Origin of the sequence: Microcoleus sp. B3-D7 (genome assembly GCF_036705305.1) — a bacterium.
Lineage (GTDB): Bacteria > Cyanobacteriota > Cyanobacteriia > Cyanobacteriales > Microcoleaceae > Microcoleus.
Map to the genome: position 1 here is coordinate 100,901 of NZ_JAUBUE010000008.1, position 24,559 is coordinate 125,459.

General features: G+C 44.1%; 20 protein-coding genes. 8 read left to right on the forward strand and 12 right to left on the reverse strand.

What is annotated here, in order from left to right; translation table 11 throughout:
- The first annotated feature begins 108 nt into the window (after positions 1–108).
- From QUB25_RS08670 to QUB25_RS08685, 4 genes are all read left to right on the forward strand, one after another.
- The gene (locus tag QUB25_RS08670; RefSeq protein WP_333119829.1) at positions 109–1,671 is read left to right on the forward strand and encodes an adenylate/guanylate cyclase domain-containing protein; all 1,563 of its coding nucleotides are present in this window, start codon (positions 109–111) and stop codon (positions 1,669–1,671) included.
- A 209-nt stretch (positions 1,672–1,880) separates the two neighbouring features.
- Positions 1,881–2,864, forward strand: a complete 984-nt coding sequence (locus QUB25_RS08675) for a GntR family transcriptional regulator (RefSeq protein ID WP_333144854.1) — start codon at positions 1,881–1,883, stop codon at positions 2,862–2,864.
- A gap of 176 nt (positions 2,865–3,040) precedes the next feature.
- Positions 3,041–3,715: a nitroreductase family protein gene (locus QUB25_RS08680; RefSeq protein WP_333063098.1), complete on the forward strand. Its 675-nt coding sequence runs from the start codon at positions 3,041–3,043 to the stop codon at positions 3,713–3,715.
- 159 nt (positions 3,716–3,874) lie between these two features.
- Positions 3,875–5,764, forward strand: a complete 1,890-nt coding sequence (locus tag QUB25_RS08685) for a hypothetical protein (RefSeq protein WP_333182783.1) — start codon at positions 3,875–3,877, stop codon at positions 5,762–5,764.
- Positions 5,765–5,826: 62 nt separating this feature from the next.
- Here QUB25_RS08685 and QUB25_RS08690 read toward each other — a convergent pair whose 3' ends face one another.
- Positions 5,827–6,465: a Uma2 family endonuclease gene (locus QUB25_RS08690; protein WP_333182785.1), complete on the reverse strand. Its 639-nt coding sequence runs from the start codon at positions 6,463–6,465 to the stop codon at positions 5,827–5,829.
- Positions 6,466–6,645: 180 nt separating this feature from the next.
- Positions 6,646–7,425, reverse strand: a complete 780-nt coding sequence (locus QUB25_RS08695) for an ABC transporter permease (RefSeq protein ID WP_333182786.1) — start codon at positions 7,423–7,425, stop codon at positions 6,646–6,648.
- 127 nt (positions 7,426–7,552) lie between these two features.
- On the opposite strand from QUB25_RS08695, the gene QUB25_RS08700 reads away from it, so the two are divergent.
- The 4 genes from QUB25_RS08700 (at position 7,553) to QUB25_RS08715 (ending at position 12,464) form a co-directional block, all read left to right on the forward strand.
- On the forward strand, positions 7,553–8,710 hold the full coding sequence (locus tag QUB25_RS08700) for a DegT/DnrJ/EryC1/StrS family aminotransferase (RefSeq protein ID WP_333182788.1): 1,158 nt from the start codon (positions 7,553–7,555) through the stop codon (positions 8,708–8,710).
- A gap of 424 nt (positions 8,711–9,134) precedes the next feature.
- Positions 9,135–10,811, forward strand: coding sequence for an AarF/ABC1/UbiB kinase family protein (locus tag QUB25_RS08705; protein WP_333182790.1), 1,677 nt, complete (start codon positions 9,135–9,137; stop codon positions 10,809–10,811).
- A 55-nt stretch (positions 10,812–10,866) separates the two neighbouring features.
- Positions 10,867–11,322 (forward strand): hypothetical protein, encoded by a 456-nt coding sequence (locus QUB25_RS08710; protein ID WP_445251939.1) that lies wholly within the window; start codon positions 10,867–10,869, stop codon positions 11,320–11,322.
- A 191-nt stretch (positions 11,323–11,513) separates the two neighbouring features.
- Positions 11,514–12,464 (forward strand): NAD-dependent epimerase/dehydratase family protein, encoded by a 951-nt coding sequence (locus QUB25_RS08715; protein WP_333182792.1) that lies wholly within the window; start codon positions 11,514–11,516, stop codon positions 12,462–12,464.
- A 14-nt stretch (positions 12,465–12,478) separates the two neighbouring features.
- Here the strand turns inward: QUB25_RS08715 and QUB25_RS08720 are convergent, their stop codons facing one another.
- The 10 genes from QUB25_RS08720 to QUB25_RS08765 form a co-directional block, all read right to left on the reverse strand.
- The gene (locus QUB25_RS08720; RefSeq protein WP_333182793.1) at positions 12,479–13,501 is read right to left on the reverse strand and encodes an Npun_R2821/Npun_R2822 family protein; all 1,023 of its coding nucleotides are present in this window, start codon (positions 13,499–13,501) and stop codon (positions 12,479–12,481) included.
- 226 nt (positions 13,502–13,727) lie between these two features.
- A complete protein-coding gene (locus QUB25_RS08725) occupies positions 13,728–14,600 on the reverse strand; it encodes an Npun_R2821/Npun_R2822 family protein (protein ID WP_333182794.1) in 873 nt (290 codons plus the stop codon).
- Positions 14,597–15,571, reverse strand: a complete 975-nt coding sequence (locus QUB25_RS08730) for an Npun_R2821/Npun_R2822 family protein (protein WP_333182796.1) — start codon at positions 15,569–15,571, stop codon at positions 14,597–14,599. The genes QUB25_RS08725 and QUB25_RS08730 overlap by 4 nt, the downstream gene beginning before the upstream one ends.
- A gap of 127 nt (positions 15,572–15,698) precedes the next feature.
- Entirely contained in the window at positions 15,699–16,799 is a 1,101-nt protein-coding gene (locus QUB25_RS08735) for a formylglycine-generating enzyme family protein (protein ID WP_333063084.1), read from the reverse strand.
- Between the two features lie 11 nt (positions 16,800–16,810).
- Positions 16,811–17,761, reverse strand: a complete 951-nt coding sequence (locus QUB25_RS08740) for a glycosyltransferase family 10 domain-containing protein (protein WP_333182797.1) — start codon at positions 17,759–17,761, stop codon at positions 16,811–16,813.
- A gap of 118 nt (positions 17,762–17,879) precedes the next feature.
- Positions 17,880–19,079, reverse strand: a complete 1,200-nt coding sequence (locus QUB25_RS08745) for a glycosyltransferase family 4 protein (RefSeq protein ID WP_333182798.1) — start codon at positions 19,077–19,079, stop codon at positions 17,880–17,882.
- Positions 19,080–19,156: 77 nt separating this feature from the next.
- Positions 19,157–21,160 carry an ABC transporter ATP-binding protein gene (locus QUB25_RS08750; RefSeq protein ID WP_333063079.1) on the reverse strand — a complete coding sequence of 668 codons (2,004 nt, stop codon included), beginning with the start codon at positions 21,158–21,160 and terminating at the stop codon, positions 19,157–19,159.
- 92 nt (positions 21,161–21,252) lie between these two features.
- Complete coding sequence (locus QUB25_RS08755; protein WP_333182800.1) at positions 21,253–22,404, reverse strand: glycosyltransferase family 4 protein; 1,152 nt, start codon at positions 22,402–22,404, stop codon at positions 21,253–21,255.
- Between the two features lie 280 nt (positions 22,405–22,684).
- Positions 22,685–23,521, reverse strand: coding sequence for a hypothetical protein (locus tag QUB25_RS08760; protein WP_333041030.1), 837 nt, complete (start codon positions 23,519–23,521; stop codon positions 22,685–22,687).
- Positions 23,522–23,545: 24 nt separating this feature from the next.
- Entirely contained in the window at positions 23,546–24,475 is a 930-nt protein-coding gene (locus QUB25_RS08765) for an alpha-1,2-fucosyltransferase (protein WP_333182802.1), read from the reverse strand.
- Positions 24,476–24,559: the final 84 nt, after the last annotated feature.

Genomic DNA, 24,559 nt, shown 5'->3' on the forward strand with positions numbered 1-24,559 from the left:
CAAAAAAGTCTTTTGATATTAGTTAAAAAAGTGTTCTCGCAAGTCAGAAAACTCCCAGCACTAATACTTCCACGCAGTGTTCGTAAACCTATATCCTCGCGGCCGCCGATGCAAGCTGCACCTTTGCCGAGCAACGAAGAACAGAGGCTAGAAGCACTTCATCGCTACGACATTCTAGATACAGAGGCAGAAGCAGCTTTTGATGATCTAACAGCTTTAGCATCTTATATTTGTGGCACTCCTATTGCTTTAGTAAGCTTAATAGATTCTAACAGACAGTGGTTTAAATCAAAAGTCGGTCTGGAAGCACCCGAAACTCCGAGAGAGTCAGCTTTTTGTGCCCACGCTATTTTAAATCCCAACCAATTGCTAGTTGTACCCAATGCTTTAGATGACGATCGCTTTGCCGCCAATCCGCTAGTAACTTCCAATCCAAATATTCGGTTTTATGCTGGCGCACCGCTAGTAACTCCTGACGGTTATCCGATCGGCACTTTGTGCGCGATAGATACAATCCCTCGTAATCTCAGCCCACAACAGCTAGAAGCGCTGCGGACTTTAGGACGGCAAATTATCAACCACATGGAGTTGCGAATCAATCTGACTAAATTAAAGCGCGCACAGATCAGGAACAAACAAGTAGAAGAAAAACTCCGTTCTACAGACGAACAAATTGTCAATTTTTTAGAAGGAATGAGCGATGCTTTTTTTGCTTTCGACACCCAGTGGCGATTTACTTACGTCAATTACAAAGGATCACAATTTTTGAAGCGCTCGCAGGAAGAACTTTATGGTAAAAATTTTTGGGAAGAGTTTCCCGAGTTCGCAAATTCGGATTTTTATAAAGAGTATCATGAAGCTGTAGCTAAACAAATTGGAGTGGCTTTTGAAAAATATTATCGCCCCTTAAAAGTGTGGTTGGAAGTCCGGGTTTTTCCTTCTCACGACGGCATTTCTGTGTTTTTTCACGACATAACCAAGCGCAGGCAGATGGAATCTGCACTCAGGAAAGAACAGAAAAAAACTGAAAGTTTACTGCTAAATATTTTGCCAGAACCTATCGCCCACAGGTTGAAGCATAAACCGGGGGTGATTGCTGACAAGTTTGAAAAAGCAACAATTCTTTTTGCTGACTTGGTGAATTTTACCCAAATTTCTACTACCATGTCCGCCACTAAATTAGTATACTTACTGAATGAAATTTTCTCAGCTTTTGACCAACTGAGTGAGAAGCACGGCTTAGAAAAAATCAAGACGATCGGGGATGCTTACATGGTAGCAGCCGGTATTCCCATTGAACGTCCAGACCACGCAGAGGCGATCGCCGAAATGGCGCTGGATATGCTAGCAGCAATTAAGGAATTAAATGTGAAGCTAGATGCGAAATTTGACCTTCGCATCGGGATTAATAGCGGCCCGGTGGTAGCGGGGGTAATCGGGACTAAAAAATTCATTTACGATTTGTGGGGAAATGCCGTGAATACAGCCAGCCGCATGGAATCTCACGGCATAACAGGTCGCATTCAAGTCAGCCACTATACTTATGAGTTGCTCCACGATAAATATGAATTTGAAGATCGTGGCGAGATCGAGATTAAAGGTAAAGGGGAAATGCAGACTTATTTGCTGACGGGTAGAAAAATAGCAAGCGAGCTCAAAATCTCAGAGTAAATAAAACTAAGACTTGAAAGTACCTGATTGTTGAGGGAAACTCCGGAGGCTGCGATTAATCGCCTCGAAGGCGCGATCGCCCTGTGGCAGAACGGCTGCTGCAGATCAACCAAATAAGATTATGCTATAGACAGAGATATCGGAGCAATCCTAGGCGCGGTACTCGACGTTATAAAAATACTAAGTTGAAGTCGTCGGAGCCTTTAATAATGGTTCAATTTCATATTCAAACAGATAGCGATATTCCAGCATCCACCCAACTATTCAATCAAATCAGGTTTGCGATCGCCTCGCGACAATTTCCGCCCGGACACCGCTTGCCCAGCACCAGACAGCTAGCCATGCAGACGGGTTTGCACCGCAACACCATCAGCAAAGTATACCGCCAGCTCGAAAATACCGGACTCGTAGAAGCCCAAGCAGGATCGGGCATTTACGTCCGCGCCCTAGGCAACGAAGGCGGCAACAAACTCAAATCTCCGATCCTCGAAGAATATCCCCTTGCCAACAAAATAGTGCAAGGCAGTATCGATCAACTGCTGGGACAGGGCTGTACGCTCAACCAAGCGAGGGAATTATTTTTGGCCGAAATTGACTGGCGGCTCAGGTGCAGCGCCCGAGTGGTCGTCACAGCCCCCACAGAAGACATCGGCGTGGGTGAACTGATGGCGAAAGAACTCGAACAAGCTCTTCGCATTCCCATACAGTTAGTGCCGATGGAACAGCTAGGTACTTTTTTGGATCAAATCTCTTCGGGAACTGTGATCACGAGCCGGTATTTTATCGGAGAAGCAGAATCGATTTCGGCACCGCGTTCGGTGCGAGTTATTCCCGTAGACATTTACGACTACAGCCAGGAAATCCAGCTAGTCGGGGGTTTGCCGAAAGACAGTTATTTGGGTCTCGTTAGCCTGAGTCCGGGAATGCTGCGATCAACCGAAGTCATCATCCACAGCATCCGGGGAGAGGATTTGCTGGTGATGACGGCCTTGGTGTCAGACGAGTACAAGATTAACTCGATCGTGCGATCGGCCAGAACAATTTTTTGCGACCAACCGAGTTTTGCTACAGTTAAAGCTGCCATCAATGCGGCTAGAGAAGATATTATTCGTCCCCCGCAACTGATATGCTCCGAAAATTACATCGGCTCTAAGTCGATTAATTTGCTCAAGCGCGAGTTGGGCTTGGGATGACGAAGGAAGAAGGCAGAAGGCAGAAGGCAGAGGGAAGAAGGAAGAAGGAAGAAGGAAGAAAAACAATTCAACTTTTTTAAGTTACCAATCCCAATGCCCAATGCCCCAATCCCAATGCCCAATGCCCAATGCCCAATGCCCAATTACCGATTACCAATTACCCATTAGAATTATCCATGACAATTGAAATCCAACCTTCAATTAATGTTAAAACGGCGATCGAAAGCCGCCGGGCCGCGCGCAGCTTCAAACCCGATCCGATTCCCCCAGCAATATTGGCAGAGATTTTGCGGTTGGGAGTGCGATCGCCCTCTGGTTACAACTTGCAGCCTTGGCGGTTTATCGTACTTCAAGACTCAGCCAGCAAAGAAAAATTAAAAGCTTGCGCCTTTGATCAGCGCCAAGTGGTAGAAGCCCCAGTAGTATTAATCTGTTGTGGCGATCGACGCGCCGCCAGCCCCGAAAACACCGAAGCTGTCATCGAATTGGGCAAAGCCACAGGGGCAATGAATGACAATTTAGCCGGTTATATGCGACAAGCAATCCCGCAATTGTTCGAGAACCGTCCCTGCTTCGACTCCCTAGAAGCTTGGACAAACAGACATACAATGCTCGCAGTAGCCCACTTAATGATTGCAGCTAAAAGTTTTGGGGTAGACAGTTGTCCGATGGAAGGTTTTGTCAGCGCTAAGGTGAAAGAAGTTTTTCAAATTCCCGAAGAAGTAGATGTTTGCTGTTTGCTGCCGCTTGGTTATGCAGCAGAACCTTTCAAACAATATGGCGGACGTTTTGACGTGACTCAAGTTTATTACAGCGAAAGTTATGGACAGGCTTTGCAAGCTGAGATTTGAGAGTTAAGATTTTGTTGCAACTTGAATTTTAAGAGTTAAGATTTGGAATGAATCGGTGCCGTAGTTCAAACAAATCAAAAATCCCGACAGTTAGGCAATCTAAAATCAAAAATCCCAAATCTAAAATCGAAAGTGGTGATATCAGAGAGAGGAAAAAATATGACAGCAGCAACGCGACAAAGCAACGCACAAATTCTCGAAGTAAAATTGCAGCAACACTTGCAAGCAGCCGGATTTAAAAACTTACCGCTTTATATTAGTTGTGATTTTCGAGATGAATCTTTAACGGTTGTGGGAGAACACCCGCGCAGTTTAGTTCTCAAAGCCAAACCGACTTTTGCGGTGCTAGAAGCAGCAATTCTCGAAATAGAACCAGAATCTATTCAACAGATTGGACTTTGCCTAAAAATTACCGGGCAAAAACAGCCTTATGCTTTCCATTCTTTTACCATGCACAACCCTGTTTTGTCAAGACCTAAAACAGTGCAGTTGTTCAAAAAAACCGAGAATACCCCCGCAGAAGAAACAGGGATAGTCTTAACAGAAAATGTTGCTCAGACGGCGGATGTAGAGGAGGAGATACCGTTAGAAACGGATGGGAAAGATGCGTGGGCTGAAGAATATTTCCCCAATTTGTCTGAGAGTTCCAGCAATTCCGATCCGATCGCCTTTAAGGTAGCTGCAATCCCGGCAGATATTGCAGACAATCCCTTCAATCCGCTGGATATGGAAGCGGTAGCAGTTGCCCAAAAACCCAAGCATTCACCGTTTGCGATGCTGGCTGCAGCAGGAATGGTCAGCATGGCGGCGCTAATTTTGGCAGGCGGTTATTATATGCTGAGCCGCCCCTGTGTTATCGGAGAATGTACAGCATTAGCTAATGCCAAACAGTTGAGCGATAATTCGACGAAGACGCTGAAAACGTCAAAAGTTGCCAACAGCCCCCAAGAAGCGCAGCGACAGTTAAAACAGGCGATCGCCCTTTTGGAACCGATTCCCTCTTGGTCAATTCATCGCGGTGAAGCTCAAAGCGCCCTGGAAAACTACCGTTCGCAAAATCAGAATTTAAACTCTGCGATCGATGCAGCGCGCCTCGCACAGTCAGCAGCCCAGAAAACCCAAAATCCGCCTTATTCTGCCGAAAACGGACAGGAAGCGCAAGCTCTGTGGCAAAGTGCGATCGCCGAACTCGGAGAAATCCCCACAGACAGCCCAGTTTATCCGTTTGCTCAGAGAAAGACAAAAGAATACGGGAAGAATTTAGCAACTGGAAATCGCCAGTTAAGCACAGAGAAAAAAGCCGAAAAAACGCTGCTCGCGGCCAAAAGTAGAGCCCAAATAGCAGAAGCTCGCGAAGCAGTAGCTCAGACAGCCGAGACGTGGGATCAAGTGCAATCAGGTTGGGAAGAATCCCTCGACATCCTATCAGAAATTCCCACGAGCACGACATCTTACCAACAAGCTAAACTGTTAGTTCCTAAATACGAAACCAAACTTTCAGAAGCTCGCGAGCGCAAAAATGTCGAAGGAATTTCGGAAAATGCCTATACTCAAGCTGTGACTTTAGCAGCGGAAGCTCAAATTTTTGAGGGCAAAAACGCCTGGTTTAAAGCATCAGAATCCTGGCGAAGAGCTTTGAGTTACGCGGAGCAAGTGCCGGCGGCAACTGCCTATTCTCAGAAAGCCCAACCGCTGATCGCTTCCTACAAAACTTCATTGCAGCAAGCAGAAGTAAGGTTACAGGAAGAAAGAAACCTACAAAAAGCCCGCACTGATTTAGATAGAACTTGTAAAGGCAACCCCAAGATTTGCGACTATACTGTTAGCAAAGATTTGATTGCGGTACAGATGACTCCTAATTACGTGCAGAAACTGCAACAAACTTTCATTCAAGCAAACAACAACAATGCTGTGAAGTCTCGCCAAGCTGTAGAAAAGCACGTTCAAACGTTGCAAAAAGCTTTGGAGGCGATCGCCGAAAACGCCAAAATCCCTATGCAGGTGTACGATGGCGAAGGCCAGCGGATTGGGAGTCACGAACCGAAGTAGTTGTATTTGTAGGGTGCGTGAGGGCAAAAAATCTGTCTCAACGATGATCGCAATATTTACACTCACGCATCGCCAGCGATTTCATCCGCAGTCAATCCCGCTTGAAAAACTTGTTGCGCCGTCAAATTCAACTCTGGAAAAGTTGGCGACTCAATCCTATCATTTCCCCGAACCAAACTCACCTCATACTCGCCGTCAACCAACTGATAAACCGATATCGTTGGTTGTTTGGGATTGCCAATAAACCTGCGACCCCCCAAACCTAGATAATCCACAATCCAGTATTCAGGAATCCCGATTAGTTCGTATTCGCCTACTTTTTTGATGTAGTCATTTTGCCAATTCGTGCTAACGACTTCAACAACAAGCGGAATTGATGCGCCTTGAGTCACAGTTGAGAACTTTGGCCACAGAGGTTCTGATGCTAAATTTGGGCGGTTTAATATCAAAATATCTGGAGAATAAGCAGAGTCGTTTTCCGGCGCCTTAACTAATGCTTGTTTTGGGATGAAGTACGGGAGGTTTAGCCTGACAAATTCAAGAGTTAATTTCGAGACTAAGAAACCGATAACTTCTTCATGTTTTCCCGGTGGCTGAGCTATTTCAACAATCCCTCCGTTGTGCAGTTCGTAACGTCGGTTTTCGGGTTTCCATTCCGCAAATTCTTCAAAGGTTACTGGTTGAGTTGGAGTTTCAATCATGGCTATTTCTTCTTAGTTATGGCCGGGGCGGGCGAGACGCCCAACCCTACTCCCCACAATAAAATTCAGTCTTTGTGGAACAGGCATCTTGCCTGTTCATAAAAATAGTGCCAAACGTAAGTTCCTACCTACATCATATTACCAATTGTCTATGCCCAATGCCCAATGCCCAATGCCCAATTACGATTTTATCAATTGTGCATCTTGATTAAAAAACTTCCGGGACAATCCCGAAGTCAACAGCAGAGTTGCGATTACAGTTGCCAGCGCTAACACAAACATAATCAAAATCTGGTAAGATGCTGCATCTAAAGGACTGACACCGCTCAGCATTTGACCTGTCATCATTCCGGGTAAAGTTACTATTCCTACCACTGTCATTGTATTTAAGAGCGGAATTAATCCAGCTTTGATGGCATCTTTGCGGTACTGTTTTACTGCTTGCTGCGGCGTCGAACCTAAACTTAAATGCGTTTCTATTTCTAACTGGCTGCTATTAACTGTACTGACAAGTCTTTCGCCGGCGATCGCCCCGGAGTTCATGGCATTGCCCAAAATCATACCCGCTAAAGGAATCAGGTATTGCGGTTCGTACCAAGGGTCAGGTTGTAAAATTAGCAAGTTTGTATAGGCGAGAGTCAAGGCCGTACTGATAAAAATTGAACCCCAAACTAAGGGCAGTAAGTTCTTGATTTTTTTGCTGATGCGGTTGCTGGCAACCATGCTAGCTGTTGTCAGCATGATTGCTAAAACTGCTAAAACCAGCCAAGGATTTTTCCCCTCGGGGTCAAATACGACTGCCAGCACGTATCCGACTAAGATTAGCTGGATCAGGGTGCGCCCTGCCGCGATCGCGATCGCCCCCTCCAATCCCAATCCCTGCCACGCCGAAAGCCCGATCGCGATCGCCACCATCCCCAAAGCCCAAACCAAATCTGTAAAATCTAGCAGAATTAACACCGGCCCACCCTTTCGATAATGTGATTGTTTGCCTGTCCAAATATAAGATATTGCAATAAAGGTTTCTGAGAAACAGTTTTGCTGCAAGAATTTGCTTTGATAATGCTTGAAATTTATGGTGTGAAGAGTGAATAATGTTCCCCCCCTCGACTTAACCCGCCAATACGCGCAGATTGGCGACGAGATAACCGCGGCGGTGCAAAAAGTGCTTGCCTCTGGCGGCTACGTAGGCGGCCCGGCCGTGAAGAGTTTTGAACGAGAGTTCGCCGACTACATCGGCGTTTCCGAGTGCGTTGGCTGTAACTCTGGCACGGATGCGCTGATTTTGGCTTTGCGTGCTCTCAAAATTGGCCCCGGCGATGAAGTGATTACCACTCCTTTTACCTTTTTTGCTTCGGCTGAGACAATCAGCGCCGTCGGCGCGACTCCAGTATTTGTCGATATTGACAGCGATACTTTTAATCTGGATGTCGAACTCCTGGAGGCGGCAATTACCGACAAAACCAAGGCTATTATGCCAGTGCACATCTTCGGCCAACCCGTAGACATGACTCGGTTGATGGAAATTGCGACTCGACACAACTTAGCCGTAATAGAAGATTGCGCCCAGTCTGTCGGGGCCCAGTGGCAGTCTCAAAAAGTCGGCAGCATCGGCCATGTCGGCTGCTTCAGTTTTTATCCGACCAAAAATTTAGGCGCTTGCGGTGACGGTGGCGCGGTGACGACAAACGATCCAGCCCTCGCAGCTTCGATGCGAGTGCTCAAAGAACACGGACAGTCTTCTAGATATTTCTACGAAGAAATCGGGTACAACAGCCGTTTAGATGCCCTGCAAGCGGTGATTCTCAGCATTAAATTGCGGTATCTCGACAGTTGGAACGCGCAGCGGCAGGAGAAAGCGGCACTTTACAGCGAATTTCTCTCCCGCGTGCCCGGAGTTGCCGTCCCCAAAGAGTTGCCGGAAGCAAAAGGAGTTTGGAATCAATACACGATCCGGCTGACAAGTCCAGAAGAGGCGCAAAATCTCTCTGGCGATTTTCGAGATTGGATGCGGGCTCAGTTGCAGGAAGCTGGCATCGGTTCGATGGTTTACTATCCGTTACCTTTGCACCTGCAACCTGTTTACAAATCTTTGGGTTATCAAGCAGGTCAGTTGCCAAAGGCTGAGCAAGTTTGTCGCGAAGTCTTGTCTTTGCCGATGTTTCCGGAACTGTCGAGGGATCAACAAGAGCGGACGATTTATGGGCTGAAAGATTGCTTGGCAAAGGCCGATCGCATCCGGTAGCTTTGGCGCGATGGCATAAGCGAGCGAAACGCAGCAGGAGAAAAGAATTGCAGGGTTGCAGTGTTGTGAGAATGTGCAGCGGTCAGGGAGAGCCGTTAAGTATTTTGACCGATCACTTGTACTTTTATGTACTATATTTAATGAAAAGAAACAAATTTAGGCTAGCAATCCGCCTCGCACGGGTGCATTTTCCGCTCGCCTAAACCTTGCAATGCGATCGGTCAATGATGAAGAAGGAAGAAGGAAGAGGAAAGAGGGAAGAACGAAGAAGGAAGAACGAAGAAGAAAGAATAAATAATATTTGAACTTTCGACTTCCAATCCCCGATGCCCGATGCCTGATCCCTAATGCCCGATGCCCGATGGCCGATGCCCAATTCTCAATTTAACCTGTAATTTTCATAAGATAAGAGGAAAATAAACGAGTGCCTCAGTATCAATTCACTCAGGCTAGACGCTACGATCCACAAGCGATCGCTCAGTATTACCGCAACCGTCCTTGGAAAGCAATTTGGCGCGCAATTACCGTTATTTGGTCTTTTGCGGGCTTCGTTCTGGGGATGCTGTGGGACAGTTGGCAGCACGAAGTCGCAGCACACCAGCCGGAACGGGCCGCCCACCTGCGACAAATACTCACTCGCTTGGGCCCCACTTTCATTAAAGTCGGCCAAGCCCTTTCTACCAGACCGGATTTGATCCGCAAAGACTTTCTCGAAGAATTGATCAAACTTCAGGATCAATTGCCGCCGTTTGACTCAGTGCGCGCTTTCGAGATTATTGAAGCAGAACTCGATCGCAAAATTAGCGAAACCTATAGCGAAATCTCTCCCGAACCTGTCGCCGCGGCAAGTCTCGGTCAAGTCTACCGAGCTCGCCTCCTCACCGGGGAAGCAGTAGCAGTGAAGGTTCAGCGACCGAATTTGCTGCCAGTCTTGAGCCTGGATCTTTATTTAATGCGCTGGGCCGCTGGATGGTTGGGCCCCTTGTTGCCGCTGAATCTCGGTCACGACCTTTGTTTAATAGTCGATGAATTCGGTATCAAATTGTTCGAGGAAATTGACTATATCAATGAAGGCCGCAACGCCGAGAAATTTGCTACAAATTTTGCCGACGACCCGACAGTAAAAGTTCCGAGCATTTACTGGCGCTATACTTCAAATTGCGTTCTCACTCTCGAATGGATTGACGGCATCAAGCTGACAGATATGGCAAGTGTTAAAGCCGCAGGTTTGGATACCGATAGTTTAATTGAAGTCGGAGTCCGCAGCGGTTTGCGGCAGTTGCTGGAACACGGATTTTTTCACGCTGACCCCCATCCGGGAAATCTGTTTGCCTTAGCGGACGGCCGTATGGCTTACATTGATTTTGGGATGATGGATCAGATGGAAGAAACAACTAAAGAAACTTTGGTTGATTCTGTCGTTCATTTGATCAACAAAGATTACTTAGAGTTAGCTAAGGATTTTGTCAAACTGGGCTTTTTGACACCAGATACAGATATTATGCCGATCGTTCCGGCGTTGGAATCTGTACTGGGTGATATCGTCGGCGAAAAGGTGTCAGATTTTAACTTCAAGACGATTACAGACCAGTTTTCGGAGTTGATGTACGATTATCCTTTCCGGGTGCCGGCGAAATTTGCCTTAATTATTCGCTCTCTGGTGACAGAAGAAGGTTTGGCCTTGACGCTGAATCCCAATTTCAAGATAGTCGAGGTGGCGTATCCTTATGTAGCGCGGCGTTTGTTGAACGGAGAATCTCCGGCACTGCGGCGGCGACTGATTGAGGTATTATTCAAAGATGGCAAATTCCAGTGGAACAGGTTGGAGGACATGATCGCGATCGCCCGATCCGATCGTAGTTTCGACTTGCTACCAACAGCACAACTAGGCTTGCAATTCTTGCTGTCAGAGGAAGGGTCGTTTTTGAGACGCCAGCTAATGTTAGCTTTGATTGAGGACGATCGAATCCACACCGAAGAAGTTCGCAGCCTGTGGAACTTAGTCAAGGAAGACTTGCAGCCAGGTCGCCTGTTCAACGTTGCTCTAGGCGCTTTGACGGAGTTTTCCACAGCAGGAGCAGCGGCGCTAACTCGGTTTTAATTAGAAGGAAGAAGGTAGAGGGAAGAAGGAAGAAGGAAGAAAAATAATTCTACTTTTGCCGATTCCCAATTCCCAATTCTCAATTACCTACTCCCAATTCCAAATTACCCAAATTACCCAAATTAAGGAATTATTCGTGTATTATTTTCCAGAACCTCCCTATTTTTTAATGTCGGCTGGACTGCTAGCAGGGATGGCCTCCGGTGTAGCATTTGAAGCAACTCTCAAACAATCCGTACAACAGTGGTCTAAAAATCGTTCTACTCGCACCTTGGCTAACCTGCCAAGGCTGCAATTGGTCATACCTTTTCTGGGAATGGCTGGCGGTATTTGCGTATTTTTAGCTTCTGGAATGGAGATTTTTGGCTTCCCAAAACTACTTTCTTATGCGCTAGCTTTGCCACTGACGGTACTCACAGGTTGGCTAGTTTGGACTCAGTTGGGTAAGCTTTTGATCGAGTTAGAACGCGGAGGTTCCCAAGCGCTGGATTTAGATTCTTTTGAACAATGAAAGGTTAACTATCAACCTCTTTTTATCTGAAGGAAGGGGGTTGATAGTTCTCTAAGATTATCCTATTTGATGTTTTTTGAAACGCAGAGAACGCAGAGGAAGAGAAAGAGAAAGAAGAATAGGACAACTTAGGCAATAATTTGTGTAAAATTTTTTAAATCTAAAATCTAAAATCTAAAATCTAAAATCGAATGAGTATTGTAATGGTTACGGGTGCGGCGGGATTTATTGGCTCTAACTTAGTAGAAACTCTTTTAAATCGAGGCGAAACGGTTATCGGTGTTGATGAGTTCAACGATTATTACGATCCGGATCTCAAACGCAAGAATATTGCACGATTTGAAAAGTATCCGGGTTTTGAATTGGTGGAAGGCGATATTTTGTCTCTAAATTGGCGAGGTCTTTTATCCGATGTTAAGGTAATATTTCATCAGGCGGCGCAAGCCGGAGTTCGTGCTAGCTGGGGCGACGGTTTTCGCAGTTATACCGAACGCAATATTAACAGCACCCAAGTATTGTTAGAAGCTGCAAAAGATGCGCCAAAATTGCAAAAGTTTGTCTATGCTTCTTCTTCTTCTATTTACGGCAATGCTGAATCTTTTCCCACGAATGAAAATGCTTGTCCGCACCCGGTTTCTCCCTACGGAATTACGAAATTAGCCGGTGAACGTTTGTGCGGGCTTTATTACAAAAATTTTGGTCTTCCGACTACTTCGCTGCGCTATTTTACTGTTTACGGGCCGAGACAGCGCCCCGATATGGCTTTTCACAAGTTTTTTAAGTCGGTTTTGTTTGATGAGGCGATTTCTATTTTTGGCGACGGATTGCAAACGCGGGATTTTACGTTTATCAGCGATTGCGTTGCGGCGAACTTAGCAGCGGCTGAGGTTCCAGAAGCTGCGGGAGAAGTTTTTAATATTGGTGGGGGAAGTCGGGTAGTTTTGAGAGAAGTTATTGATACAATAGAGAGAATTGTCGATCGACCTATTCGGATAGATTTTACTGAAGCTGCGAGGGGAGACGCCCGACACACTAGCGCTGATGTGTCTAAAGCCAAGAAAATCTTAGGTTATCAGCCGCAGGTTGCTTTAGAAGAAGGTTTAAGGCGCGAATGGGAGTGGATTCAGTCTTTGTACAGTTAGAGTACAGTTAGATGCTATCTATCCCAGAAATTCCGCAGCTTAAATTGAAAGTTGTTAACTTTTTGACTTCCCCAAGTTTTGAGCTTTCTCCCCAAGCGAACCAACAAATTTGGAGGCGCGAGTTTTGGCTGTGTTTCCGGCGAATTCAAATAGCGATAGTGGAGAAATACGTCTCGGTAGGGAATCTCAACATCTTCGCCAGCACACAAGCGAGTAAACTTTGCAGCCGAAATACTCATGTAGTGCAAATAAGTCAGCCGTCGCCCTTTGTCATATAGAACATAATCTATCACCTCAAATTGAGAAGACCAATGATTTCCCGTTACCTGTTCGGGTTCAGCATATGCAAAGTTGTAAAAAGAGATATTGCTGCGGGCGACTAAATAGTTAAGTAAAGATTGGTCAGCGCCCCGTAAAGACATAATTTCCGCTTCTCCTGATGTTAATTTTTCTAATAATTGAGAGCAATTGTTTCGATTAAAAACCCCAGCTTTTGACGCATACCAACCCGCACAAAAAGTATGAGATTGCAGTTCGTCAACATTTAAAATTTGAGGTAATTTTGGAGACGATAAATCACATATATAATTGAGGTCGGATTTGTATTGAAAATCGTTTGCTACCCAATCAAAATCATCAAGCTTTTGATAAATATAATCTAGAGAACCCATTAACAGAGTGTCTGCGTCAAAATAGATAAATTTATCAAAAGGACCGTCGAAACAACATAACTTTCGGTGCATTTCCAAACATTGAACAGGTTTCAAACCTTGAGATTGCCAAACTTTTTGAGCTTTTGCATGAGTTTTCCAAACTTGAGTCGCAAAATCTTCCCAGAACTGGATAGAATCGGTATTTTCAAACAGGGTGACATTGTGTAGGCGGGAAATGTGCGATCGCACTTTTTTCAAGTTATCATCGTAGGGAATAATGCAAACAGGAATATTTTTCGCCCCATTGACTTTGAGACTGTTTAATAAAGCCACGAATTGGTCGAAAACAACATCATTTGCCAGAATATAAATGCCATCAGCCATAGTTTTTTAGTTAATAAGTAACCCAGCGCATATATATTGCTTTTTAGGTGCGGGCAAGATGCCCACACCACAAGAAATAAAATTTATTGATTGTGGAACAGGCATCTTGCCTGTTCTTCAAAGCTTGTTTGGTGTCAAAAATACAACAAAATTTATGAATTGTGGAACAGGCATCTTGCCTGTTCTTCAAAGCTTTTTGATAATGATACAACATATAATTTTATCCTCACCTACTGAAAACCCGAAATATCTTTTGCACTAAATTTGGTTGTTCCTCATTGAGATAACGATAATGTTTCCAAAGTTTCCAATAAGGGCTGCCCGATTTAATCGGGATTCCAGCCCAGTGAATATATTTTAACCTTTTGCCTTTGTCATAAAGAACATAATTTATTTCCTGAAAATGCTTGGAACCCGCCCAGCTTCCCGGTTCGGTTGCTGAATTTTTAACAAGATTGCAGCGCTTGGGAATCAGTTTAAGAATGATATAATTTAGTATAGGTTGGTCTGTGACATTTTGAGTAAAGTCAAAATATTCTCGATGCTGCGAACATTCTCGCAAAATTTCATACATTTGCGATTCTGTAATAGTTCCTTTTCTGGAAGCCCAAAAACCGCTGTTAAATACATCTTGAAGCTGTGAGTCTGTAAAGATATTTTGTTCTTTTACAGTAGGTGAAAATACATTTCGCAGTTTTTCGCTGAGGTAGTGGTAATCGCAGCAAAAAAAGTCTACTTCTGATAGTTTGTTTAAGTTGTCTGCGATGTCTTCAAAGACGATGATATCGGTATCGATGTACAGAAATTCGTCTAGGGGGCCAAACCAGGCGGCGAGTTTTCGCATTTTGTTGGGGAGGGCTAAAAAGTTGCGATCGAACATTTGGCCAATTTCTCTGGTAAACTGTTCCACAAACTCCAGATTTGGGAACAATCGCACGTCGTGGAGAAGGCTGAGTGCGGCTGCGACTTGCTGATAATTGTCGTCGAAGGGAATCAGAAAAACAGGTACTTGACAATTGTACAGACGTATGCTGTTTAAAAGGGCGATCGCACTTTCGATCACCTTATCATTCGCAACAATATAAATACCGCGACTCATACATTTATCCTCAACCTTCTCAATACCCTTTTTAACAAATTCGGCCCAGAAACCTCAGTATAAGACTTTGGCGCTTGGGCAAAAATCGGACGCTTGGAGGGTTCGTGGAGATAGCGGTAATGCAGGAACAAATCGCGATAGGGAAACTCAATATTTTCCCCTGCACAAACTCTCCGAATTAAATCCGGCGGCACACCAATATAATGAATGTAAGTAAGTCGGTTTCCCTTGTCGTACAAAATCTGATCTTGCTCTTCAAAATGTTTAGAAGTGACGCTGCACCCGGTTTTTTCGCCATCCGGGAGGCTGTAAGCAAAATTATAGCTATTCATCCCCGTTTTCATCACCATATAATTGAGCAACGGCTGTTCTCCCGCACCTTCATAGAGAATTTCCGCCTCGCCCGAGTGCAGTTGAGCTAACAGCCATTCCCTAGTATTTGGCTCAAACAATCCTTGCTTGCTGGCGTAAAATCCCGAACAAAATATTTCCGAGTCGATCCGATTTTGCTCAAAAACTTCTAGGAGTTTTGGCGACTGAATATTGTATACTTTAGTTGGGTCGCGAAATTGAAAATCATAAACCACAAAATCCGATTCCTCTAATTTCTGAAAAACCGCATCCAGGGAATTCATCACCAAAGTATCCGCATCCATATAGATAAACTTTTCAAACGGGCCGTCGAAAGCGCAAAAGCGCCGGTGTGCGCCGTAAAGCCGAATTTTTTTGCGGTTCAAACGCTCGGGTGCGGCTGCTTGCATGAATTTATCCCATAGCTGAATAGATGCGTTATCTTCATAAACAAAGACGTTGGGACGGTTAACAATTTCAGCTTTGATTTGCTCGATTTGCTCGTCGAAAGCATAAATACAGACAGGAGTATTTGAGCCTAAGATAACTTCAATACTGTTGAGCAAGGCTATTAGTTGGTCGTAAACTGTATCGTTGGCTAGCGTGCAAATTCCGTTCATATCTATAGTCTCGCGAAGGCGGACTTGGTTTATGTAGTTGCGATTGCCACCGCCGAATCATTTAAAGGGTAAAAGAACAGAAAAGGGCGAGTCCGGGTGACCGCAGCACAGAACCGAAAACCGGAGACTACGCCAAATCCGCAGCTACGCGAAAACCGATCTTCCTGCGGCGACCGCCCGCCGAAAGCCAGTTACGATCGGCACTGCGACAATTGACCGCATAGTTGTCCCAGGAACCGCCACGCAGCATACGGTATTCAGATGTGCCCGTTTCCCAGCAACTTCCGTCAGTTGGTGCGCCGTTATAGTTTTCATGCCACCTATCGCTGCACCATTCCCAAACATTGCCGTGCATATCGTACAGTCCAAAGGCATTGGGGGGAAATCTCCCGACATTGGTTGTTTCTTTACGGGAAAGTCCTTTGGGAGCGTTTGCGTAGGGGTAGTATCCGTGATAATTGACTAAATCCGGGGTAATGTTTTCTCCAAAATGAAATTCGGTTGTGGTTTTCGCACGACAGGCGTATTCCCATTCTGCTTCACTCAGGAGGCGATATTTTTTCCCGTTTTTTTGCGAGACTTTGGCACAGAATTCGACGGCATCATCCCACGATACATTTTCTACACAACGTTTTTCACCTTTGAAACCCGATGGGTTGTTTCCCATTACTGCTTCCCACTGTGCTTGGGTGATGGGGTATTTGCCTGCAAAAAAAGCCGGTACCGTGACTAGATGGTGCGGATTTTCGTAATCATATCGTCCTTGTTCACTGTTAGGCGAACCCATCATAAATGTGCCTCCGGCAATATAAACCATTTCCAGCACAACTCCATTCCCCAAGTCTTCGGCGAAGAAGTGAGCATAATAACGGCAGCGACTGTTTTCTTTTCCTTTAGCATTTACTGTTATCGCATCAAAGTCAAAAGTAGGAAAATATTTTTGTAACTGCTTTTTTATATTTGGTTCATCTCTATCCTTCAGCACCAAAAAGGCTGCCAACTTCACCTGCAGCGATTCATCTTGCAGTGCCCCAACGATCAAATCTAAACCAACATCTCCATATCTGATTGCTTCAGACAGCGCAGCAATTTTTACCTCGACAATCGGTGAAGCCAAACGACTCTTAACGCCGGGAATCCCGCCTAAAACAGCCGCAGCAAATGGCACTTGAGATTCACCGCCCTTGACGGCATCGTATTTTTTGGGTTGATTTTGGTTTTCTGTCATTGCCCTATTTCCTAAGATACAAACTTAGACAGCCAATTAAGCAAGTTCAATTCATGGAGAATGATTTGTCTGGCTTCGGCAATTTTCTCCCTCGCTTCATGCCAATAATCCGCATTAGCCACAACCTCTTTAATAAATTCTACTCCTTTCTCATCCAGACTGGGAAGCCGCAGAAAACTCCCCGCCGGCAACAATTTATCCGCCGCCGAACCGCCGTAATAAATCGGCAAACACCAAGCTAAAAAAGCATCCCAAAGCTTCTCGCTGACATACAAATCGTTTTCTGCATAATTTTCAATAGCTAAGTTGTAATAGTATGGTGCGACGGCGTGCCATTTATTGTTCACAGTGCCGTTCCCGCGCGCCCAAGTTGGCAAGTTTCGCCCGTAAAGGTCAAAATCCAATTCTTGTGATTGCAGCAATTTGATAAAGTCTAATCTCTGGCGGTGATTGGCGCTGCGGCTAACACCTGAAGTAATCCAAGAACAGGATTTAGTTTTCGGCGGCGCAGGCATTTCATCGAGATCTCGAAACGAGTTAGAGTGATACCAAATCGCGGGCATATAATTGGGGTTTGGTGCGAAATCGTCGGGCCCGGAAACGTAACCGCAATAAAGTTTCGCTTGTTCGTAGTTGGCTTTGGTAATTTCAATAACTTCTGGCAATGGCGGTTCGCGGATCAGGTAAATTATGCGTTCTTTGGGGACACCGCGCAATTTGTCTCGGATGTATTTTTCTGCGTTTTGATGCCTGTAGTGACGTATTTTATCGACCCACGATTGCTTTTTGGGTTGTTGGGGAAAGTCAAATTGATACATCAGTAAAAAGTCGGGTTCTGGGTGGTTGGCGAGCATTTGAATGTTGCCCCATTTACCGAAGTTTTGGGGGGTTTGTTGCCACAGCCAGTCGCTTTGACTCATCCCTGGATAGGTGGTGATTGTGCCGATGATTTTTGGGTTCATATCTAATAATAAATCGGGTTTTTGCGTGTGGGCGGGGCGGGTTTATGAGATTATTAATTTTAGGCGATGATTGTTGGTAAAACCCGCCCCTACGGATTTTAAAATTATCGGATGAGGATTAAGGAATGATTTGCGATCGCACTTGGTCATCCACATAACTCAAAATTCTCTCTATCCTATTTTCCCACGAAAACTGCTTGACAAAATCCATTGTTTCTGCATAACCTTCGCTTTTCCTCGGATATTTGGTTAAACAATCTCGAATGCTTTGCGCGAACTGGTGCGGGTTATCCGGTTCGCACCAAGTTGCTGCTATATTTCCCGATTTAAATTCCATTAATGATGCAATCTCCGTCGCTACAATCGGAGTTCCCGATGCCATGTAATCAAAGAATTTTAAAGGAGATGTGAACGTCGCGGCTTCTGTCAAACAGTGAGGGTGAGTCAAAACATCGGCTGCTTGCAGCAAGCTAGCCAGTTGATTTTGAGGGAGGTAGCCGAGAAATTTAATGTTGTTAACTTGCTTGGATTTTGCTAACTGCTGGTATGCTGTTACTTGGGATGAATCACCGCCCGCGATCGCAAATTGAACCAGTGGCAATTCCTTAGCCACATCCACCAAAATATCAACACCTTTAAACGGGTAAAGTCCGCCTGCATAAACTGCTAAATATTGTCTTTCATCTTCTATTAATTGCTGTCGCCACTTCAGGGCAGCTTCTGTTTGTCTCGCGAGAAACAAATGGTTAAAACCGTTGTGCAGCGTAATTACTTTTTCCGGCGGCATCCCATTCAAAATCATGCTGTCTCGCACTGTATCGGCAACAGTTACGGAAATCTGAAGCAGAGGATTGCGGACAATTTCTGGTTCAAATTGCTTGTTTTCATGGTGGTGCTGTTCGTAGATAGCGGGAATTCCGTTTTTAACTGCTGCTTTGACAAAGTTCCAGTCGCGGGTGTGGACAATTTTAGTTGATTTAAGCAGGTGAATCGGTAAATAGTATTTTGATACTATTGTACTCGAACTCGTCCACTTGCTGTCCCAACGGTCGATCGGCCACGGCATCGGTAAATCTGCTACTTTTAATTTATCTTGAATATTGTAAATTTTGGCAAGTTTGTCATCGGGTTTCCGGGGTTGAAAAGGAAAAAGCAAATCAACCGGATTCAAAGCACTCCAGCCTTTACGGAGGTATACCAAAACTGCTCGATAACCGAGGTTTGCTGCGGCATTGGCCGAGTGTGCAACTTGAACTAAGCTCGCGATATTGGGTTGCGGTAAGATATTTCTGGTAAAAAATACATAATATTTAGACATCGTAATTGGTAGTTGGTAATAGGTAATTAGTAATTGTTAACTCTGTAGACAGTGGACAACTGACAACTGCCAACAGACTACTTTTTAACAGCCTGACGCTTAATAGTGTTTTCTATAAATTCTAAAGTAGTGAAAATATTAGCAGCAGAGTGAAATGATTCTCGGATTAACTCGTCTCTTTCTTCGGGAGAGTCTACCATTTCATCTACTAGCATTTTGAGGTAAGCTATCATGGGAGTCAGGCGAGTGCGAATTTCGTAAGAACCTCTAATTAGAGCTTCATCGCGAGCGGTTTCTTCAGCAAATTGCACTGAATACAAGCGAGTGTAGTAACCTCCTTTTGCTAGCAATTCTTCGTGGGAACCCATTTCTACTACTTGTCCGCGATCGATCACGGCGATTTTGTTGGCTTTTTGGACTGTGGAGAGGCGGTGGGCGATTACCAACGTTGTGCGATCGCAACTCAATTTCTCGATCGCCGCTTGCACGTACCTTTCCGAAACCGTATCCAGCGAACTCGTTGCCTCATCTAAAATTAAGATTTCCGGGTTTTGCAGCAGGGCTCTAGCAATTGAAATTCTCTGACGCTGCCCTCCCGATAAGATCACGCCCCGATCGCCAATTTGAGTCTCCAACCCATCCGGCAATAGTTGGATAAACTCGTAAGCATTCGCTCCCTTCGCCGCTTCCACAATTTCTTCCTCAGTCGCTTGGGGTCTAGCATAAGCAATATTTTCGCGCACTGAAGCATTAAACAAAAACGTATCTTGGCTAACAATACCCATCGCTTGTCTGAGACTTTTTAGATCAAATTCGCGCAAATCCCTGCCATCGATCGAGATATGACCTTCAGTAGGATCGTAAAATCTCGGCAGTAAATCTGCCAAAGTTGACTTGCCCGAACCCGAAGTTCCTACCAAAGCCAAAGTAGTGCCGTGAGGTAGAAACAAATCAATTCCTTGCAAAACTAAATTTTTGTGGTTAGGATAACTAAAAGATATTTTATTAAAATGAATTCCCGATCGCAAATGAGTGTAAGGCACAGAACCGTTCAGCATAAATGGCTTGTCCTCGCAGCTCAAAAAATCATTAACCACCTCTACACTAGCCGACGTATTTGCAAATTGACTGCGCCCGCTATTCAACTGTGAAATTAAAGGAATCAATCGAAACAGTACCAATAAATAGGTTAATAAAATTGTCGCAATAGACTCTATCTCATTCGCAAATATTGTGCGACCTATAAATACAATCAAAATTATAACTATCAAATTAACAACTTCGTTAATTGGGGCGATCGCCGCATAATTTACCTGAGCCTGAAAATCCGCTTGTTCTCGCCTTTGAATTAAATGCTTGATCCGCTGATACTCTCTTTCCTCGTTCCCCGTTGACTTAACCAGCCGAATCCCAGTAATCGTTTCCAGCACCCTAACCGAATAATCTTTCGACATTTCAGAAAGCAGGTGACCAAAATGCTTGGAACGGTTAATAATATATTGATTTGTCCAAGCAACTAACCCCAGCAAAACTGTAGCTGTCACCGTCAGTTTCCAGGAGATCGAAAGTAGCAGACCCACAAACACCAAAACAGTGATTGAGGTAGTAAACATTCCGATGGCCGTACCAACTGCACTAGCAGTCCGACCAATCTCTCCGCCCAATCTATTAATTAAATCCCCGACTTTAGTTTTAGAGTAAAAATCTAAATCTACTTCTAACAACAACCGCAAACCTGCTTCTCGCAAATCAAAAGTCAGAGAGCGCGTCAGAGAAGTAGCTACTAAAGTATTGATATAACTCGCAACATTTTTTAAAAAAATTGCCAGCACAACCGCCCCGGTCATCAACATTAAACGCTGATTTCCGGGCATTCCCTCAAAGGGATACATCAAAGTTTTAATTAGAGGTGGAGCACCACGCAGCTCGATCGCTTCCTCTAAAAAACTTAAAAGCACTGGTACAATCAGAGTCGTGCTGATACCGTTGAATAAAGCGCCAGAAAAGCCCAGCATCACAGTTAAGAAAATCCTGCCGGGATATCGTCTGGCAAATTTTAGGAGTAGCTTATTGGCAGACATGAAGCATTCCCAGCTAAACAGTACGGCATCTCAAAATATTCTTTAATAAGAGACAGTTTTTCTTCCTCCCGTGAGTAGTTTTAAAATAACATTTACATACCTGCGATTATATCTGAAAGTATCGGTTTCATTGCTTGAATACTATATTTTTTCACACATCTTTCCCGCCCTTTCATGCCTTGTAAATTAGCCGCTGTCCAATTTTGAAATATCCATTGAATCTTTTGTGAAATTTGAGCGGGAGAACTCGGATCGACTAAATAACCCGTTCCCCCTAAAATTGCTGGAATATCCCCCACTCGCGTAGACAAAACAGGCTTAGCCATTGCCATGCCATCTGTCAGCTTGAGTGGAAACTGAGCCACGGCTGTGAGAGTTTCTCGCTGAGGAACAACGACAACATGAGCCGCCGCTACAACGGACGGCATTGTCTCCACTGGAAACCTTGGCAGTTTAATAATCCAACGCCCCCATTGTTTCACAAGTTTATCATCATAATCATCATAAGGACTCCCGCCGACGATCGCTAATTTTAAATCGGGCTCATTTAACTGTTCGAGGGCCATCAAAACATCCTCCACGCCTTTATGAGGTCGCGGTGCCCCCGGAAACATCAGAACTCTATACCCGGATAAGCCGTAACGCTGTCTGCTCAATTCAGGATTGTATTTAGCAGGGTCGAACATTCCAGTATCCTTACCATTAGGCAAATATACACCACCAAAACGCTGTTTTAAAAACTCAGTATCAACGGTGACTGCATCAGCACGGTGAATGAGACTTTCCATCCACTTGAGATAGAGCGGATTATCTGGTTCTCTCAATTGACCGTTCTGTTTAAAAATATCTCGATAAAGTTGTTTGAAAGATGGACGGTATTTCCATTCATCTCCGCCGTACCAGCTCAGTTCCCAGTCGTCTATATCTAAAATTATAAATTGGCGAGTCGCCAGTTTTTTTAGCAGTGATAGCCCAAAGCTTGTAGGTTTAGGTTTGACTGCATAAATAATATCCCCATCTATTTTTTTCCAAAGTTTTTGAGCATCCATTAAAAACCCCGGATAATTTTTACCCGGTATCGCACATACTGGGATGTCTCTAGGAGGAGTAGCGTACAATTCCTTGCCAAACTGAAATCCAACAATTTCTACATCACATTTAAGCTCAATCAAGACTTGAGCTAATAAAAAAGCACGAATTGCACCTCCGCCTGACAAATCGCTCACTACTAATGAAACTTTCACTGAGTATTTTGTTTAAAACATTTGTTTGATTTTCCTGCTTAACCAAGCTTTTGTCAAGGCGATGGGGACTCACGCACTCCAAACCAAAGCAACCGGGTTTTTAACCAGGGCAAAGGGCAGAAACGCGTCTTTTGGTAAAAAAAACACAATAATGAACCCAAGACTGTTATTCCAGCCAGCAATAATTCTTCTAGGTAAATTTTCGGATATGTTGAGGCTAATTTTTTTAAATTGAAGCTGAATTTTGTTGCTTTTGATTCAGTTTGCCAACCAACTTTAATTATTTTAAACGCCAGGGATTGTTAAGTTGATTTGGTAAAAATATTTTAGCTGTGCGATCGACTATTCTAGTAAAGAGCGATCTCGTCACGTTCTTCGCGTACTGAGGGCGGTAAGGATAAGTGCAGTGCATTACTTTAATCGGTTTGTCGATCGTATAAACATCTTTCCACTTATCCAAGTAGTTGTAAACCGGGGACAAAGTTGTCATTTTTGGTTTCACCGATTCAACAGCCGCCGCAAAAGCTCCCTGGTCTTTCAAGAGTAGCACATTTTGATGCGCCACTACCATGTTAAAATATTTCTTAAAGTTTATAAACAATTCCTGAGTTTTACTGCTTTTCGTAAAAGCGATAAATCCGCCATTGTATTGAATGCTATTTGCATTTAGCGGCAACCCGACAGACTGCAAAGTTGACAGAATATCCTGCTTGACTCTTAATAAATTTGCCGCTTTAGCAATCGCAGGCTGCACATCTTCCGTCACCAACAAATCCACCCCATCAAGAAAATCAAAAACCTCATCTATTGGTGACAGCAAACAAATATCACAATCCATATAAATAGTTTTCTCAAACAGAGATTCCTCGTACAAAGCCAGCTTAGCTAGTCGCGACGCCAAAACAGGATTTTCATTAGAGGGTGCAGGTTTCAATATGACATTTCCGAACACCTGAAGTAAAGGATATAAAATTAGAGGTACTCTATCTATTAAAATAATAATTGGTTCGCGGTGAAACTTCCTGACAGACGCCAGAAAATGAACGCAATCTTGGAAAGAGTAAAGACCGGTTAATATAGTGATAAATCCCTTGATTGCTAATTTATTTGAATTCATTAATTTACTTATTGATTTACTTATTTACCGAGCGTGTGTCCACTCCCAAAAGCTCTCACTCCAGTCATCTCGTTCGTGAAAAATTCCTTGCCATTCATAAAAATGTACAAAATCTTTCAGGTTAATTGTTTTATTGAGATTTGCGATCATGTAAAGAGGTTTATCTCCATAAAAAGAAGCCCACATAGTATAACTGCTAGGCGGCCCAACAACATAGTCGCACTCAGCCAAAGCATACATATCTTCAATTAAATGACCACTGCCAAATCCACAGTTAAAATTATCAAATAAACTCGAATTTTGTGGAATATTAGAACAAATCAAAAACTTGATTGTTTTTCCTTCAAATAGCCTTACCACAGAATTCATGACTTCTAAATATTGCTGAGTTGTGTAAAAGTATCTCCCCTTTTGATGCTGAGCATAATCCCCTTGACGGATGTGAATTCCGACGAGGATATCAGAGTTATTTTTTAAATTCAATATCAAACTAGCTACATTGATTCTATATCGCTCTAATGGTGCCAAGTATGCTCTAATCTGGTCGGCGTACTTGTGTAAATAGGGGAGATCTTCTACAAACCAGCCATCTCGAAATAGCCAGCCTTGAAAAAAAACAATTGAACCGTGTTTGATTTGTTCGATTTCCTGATATTTTAGCCAACTAAAAGGTTTTTCTCGGGTTATTTCTTGCGTTTTTAATATTTTTTGCTGGCTTAAATACTTAATAAATTTGTAATATTTACTTCTGACAAACTTGTTGCCTGCTGCGGTAAAATATGGAGGAGGATAACAACACAAAAAATCCCCTGCGGTTCCCACAAAGAATTCTGCATATTCCTCAAAAGCCGGATTGAGAACAGTCAAATTATGCTCGATCGCCCAAGCAATAAAATTAGCAAAAAGCAGCAACCGGTTGCCCAGTTGTCCCGATTTAGCAGATATTATTAGCATATTGTATTTTTGGGGCGGGGGGACGCCCACCCCACAAGAATTTCATCAAACTTGGCTGTAATGGTAAGGTGCGCCCAGCGCACC

Excerpts from the sequence above, each read along its gene's own strand:
- QUB25_RS08730 (WP_333182796.1), bottom strand. The coding sequence starts at position 15,571 with ATGAACGGAATTTGCACGCTAGCCAACGATACAGTTTACGACCAACTA.
- QUB25_RS08765 (WP_333182802.1), bottom strand. The coding sequence starts at position 24,475 with ATGCTAATAATATCTGCTAAATCGGGACAACTGGGCAACCGGTTGCTG.
- QUB25_RS08745 (WP_333182798.1), bottom strand. The coding sequence starts at position 19,079 with ATGTCTAAATATTATGTATTTTTTACCAGAAATATCTTACCGCAACCC.
- QUB25_RS08685 (WP_333182783.1), top strand. The coding sequence starts at position 3,875 with ATGACAGCAGCAACGCGACAAAGCAACGCACAAATTCTCGAAGTAAAA.
- QUB25_RS08740 (WP_333182797.1), bottom strand. The coding sequence starts at position 17,761 with ATGAACCCAAAAATCATCGGCACAATCACCACCTATCCAGGGATGAGT.
- QUB25_RS08675 (WP_333144854.1), top strand. The coding sequence starts at position 1,881 with ATGGTTCAATTTCATATTCAAACAGATAGCGATATTCCAGCATCCACC.
- QUB25_RS08715 (WP_333182792.1), top strand. The coding sequence starts at position 11,514 with ATGAGTATTGTAATGGTTACGGGTGCGGCGGGATTTATTGGCTCTAAC.
- QUB25_RS08690 (WP_333182785.1), bottom strand. The coding sequence starts at position 6,465 with ATGATTGAAACTCCAACTCAACCAGTAACCTTTGAAGAATTTGCGGAA.
- QUB25_RS08735 (WP_333063084.1), bottom strand. The coding sequence starts at position 16,799 with ATGACAGAAAACCAAAATCAACCCAAAAAATACGATGCCGTCAAGGGC.
- QUB25_RS08720 (WP_333182793.1), bottom strand. The coding sequence starts at position 13,501 with ATGGCTGATGGCATTTATATTCTGGCAAATGATGTTGTTTTCGACCAA.
- QUB25_RS08725 (WP_333182794.1), bottom strand. The coding sequence starts at position 14,600 with ATGAGTCGCGGTATTTATATTGTTGCGAATGATAAGGTGATCGAAAGT.
- QUB25_RS08750 (WP_333063079.1), bottom strand. The coding sequence starts at position 21,160 with ATGTCTGCCAATAAGCTACTCCTAAAATTTGCCAGACGATATCCCGGC.
- QUB25_RS08760 (WP_333041030.1), bottom strand. The coding sequence starts at position 23,521 with ATGAATTCAAATAAATTAGCAATCAAGGGATTTATCACTATATTAACC.
- QUB25_RS08680 (WP_333063098.1), top strand. The coding sequence starts at position 3,041 with ATGACAATTGAAATCCAACCTTCAATTAATGTTAAAACGGCGATCGAA.
- QUB25_RS08670 (WP_333119829.1), top strand. The coding sequence starts at position 109 with ATGCAAGCTGCACCTTTGCCGAGCAACGAAGAACAGAGGCTAGAAGCA.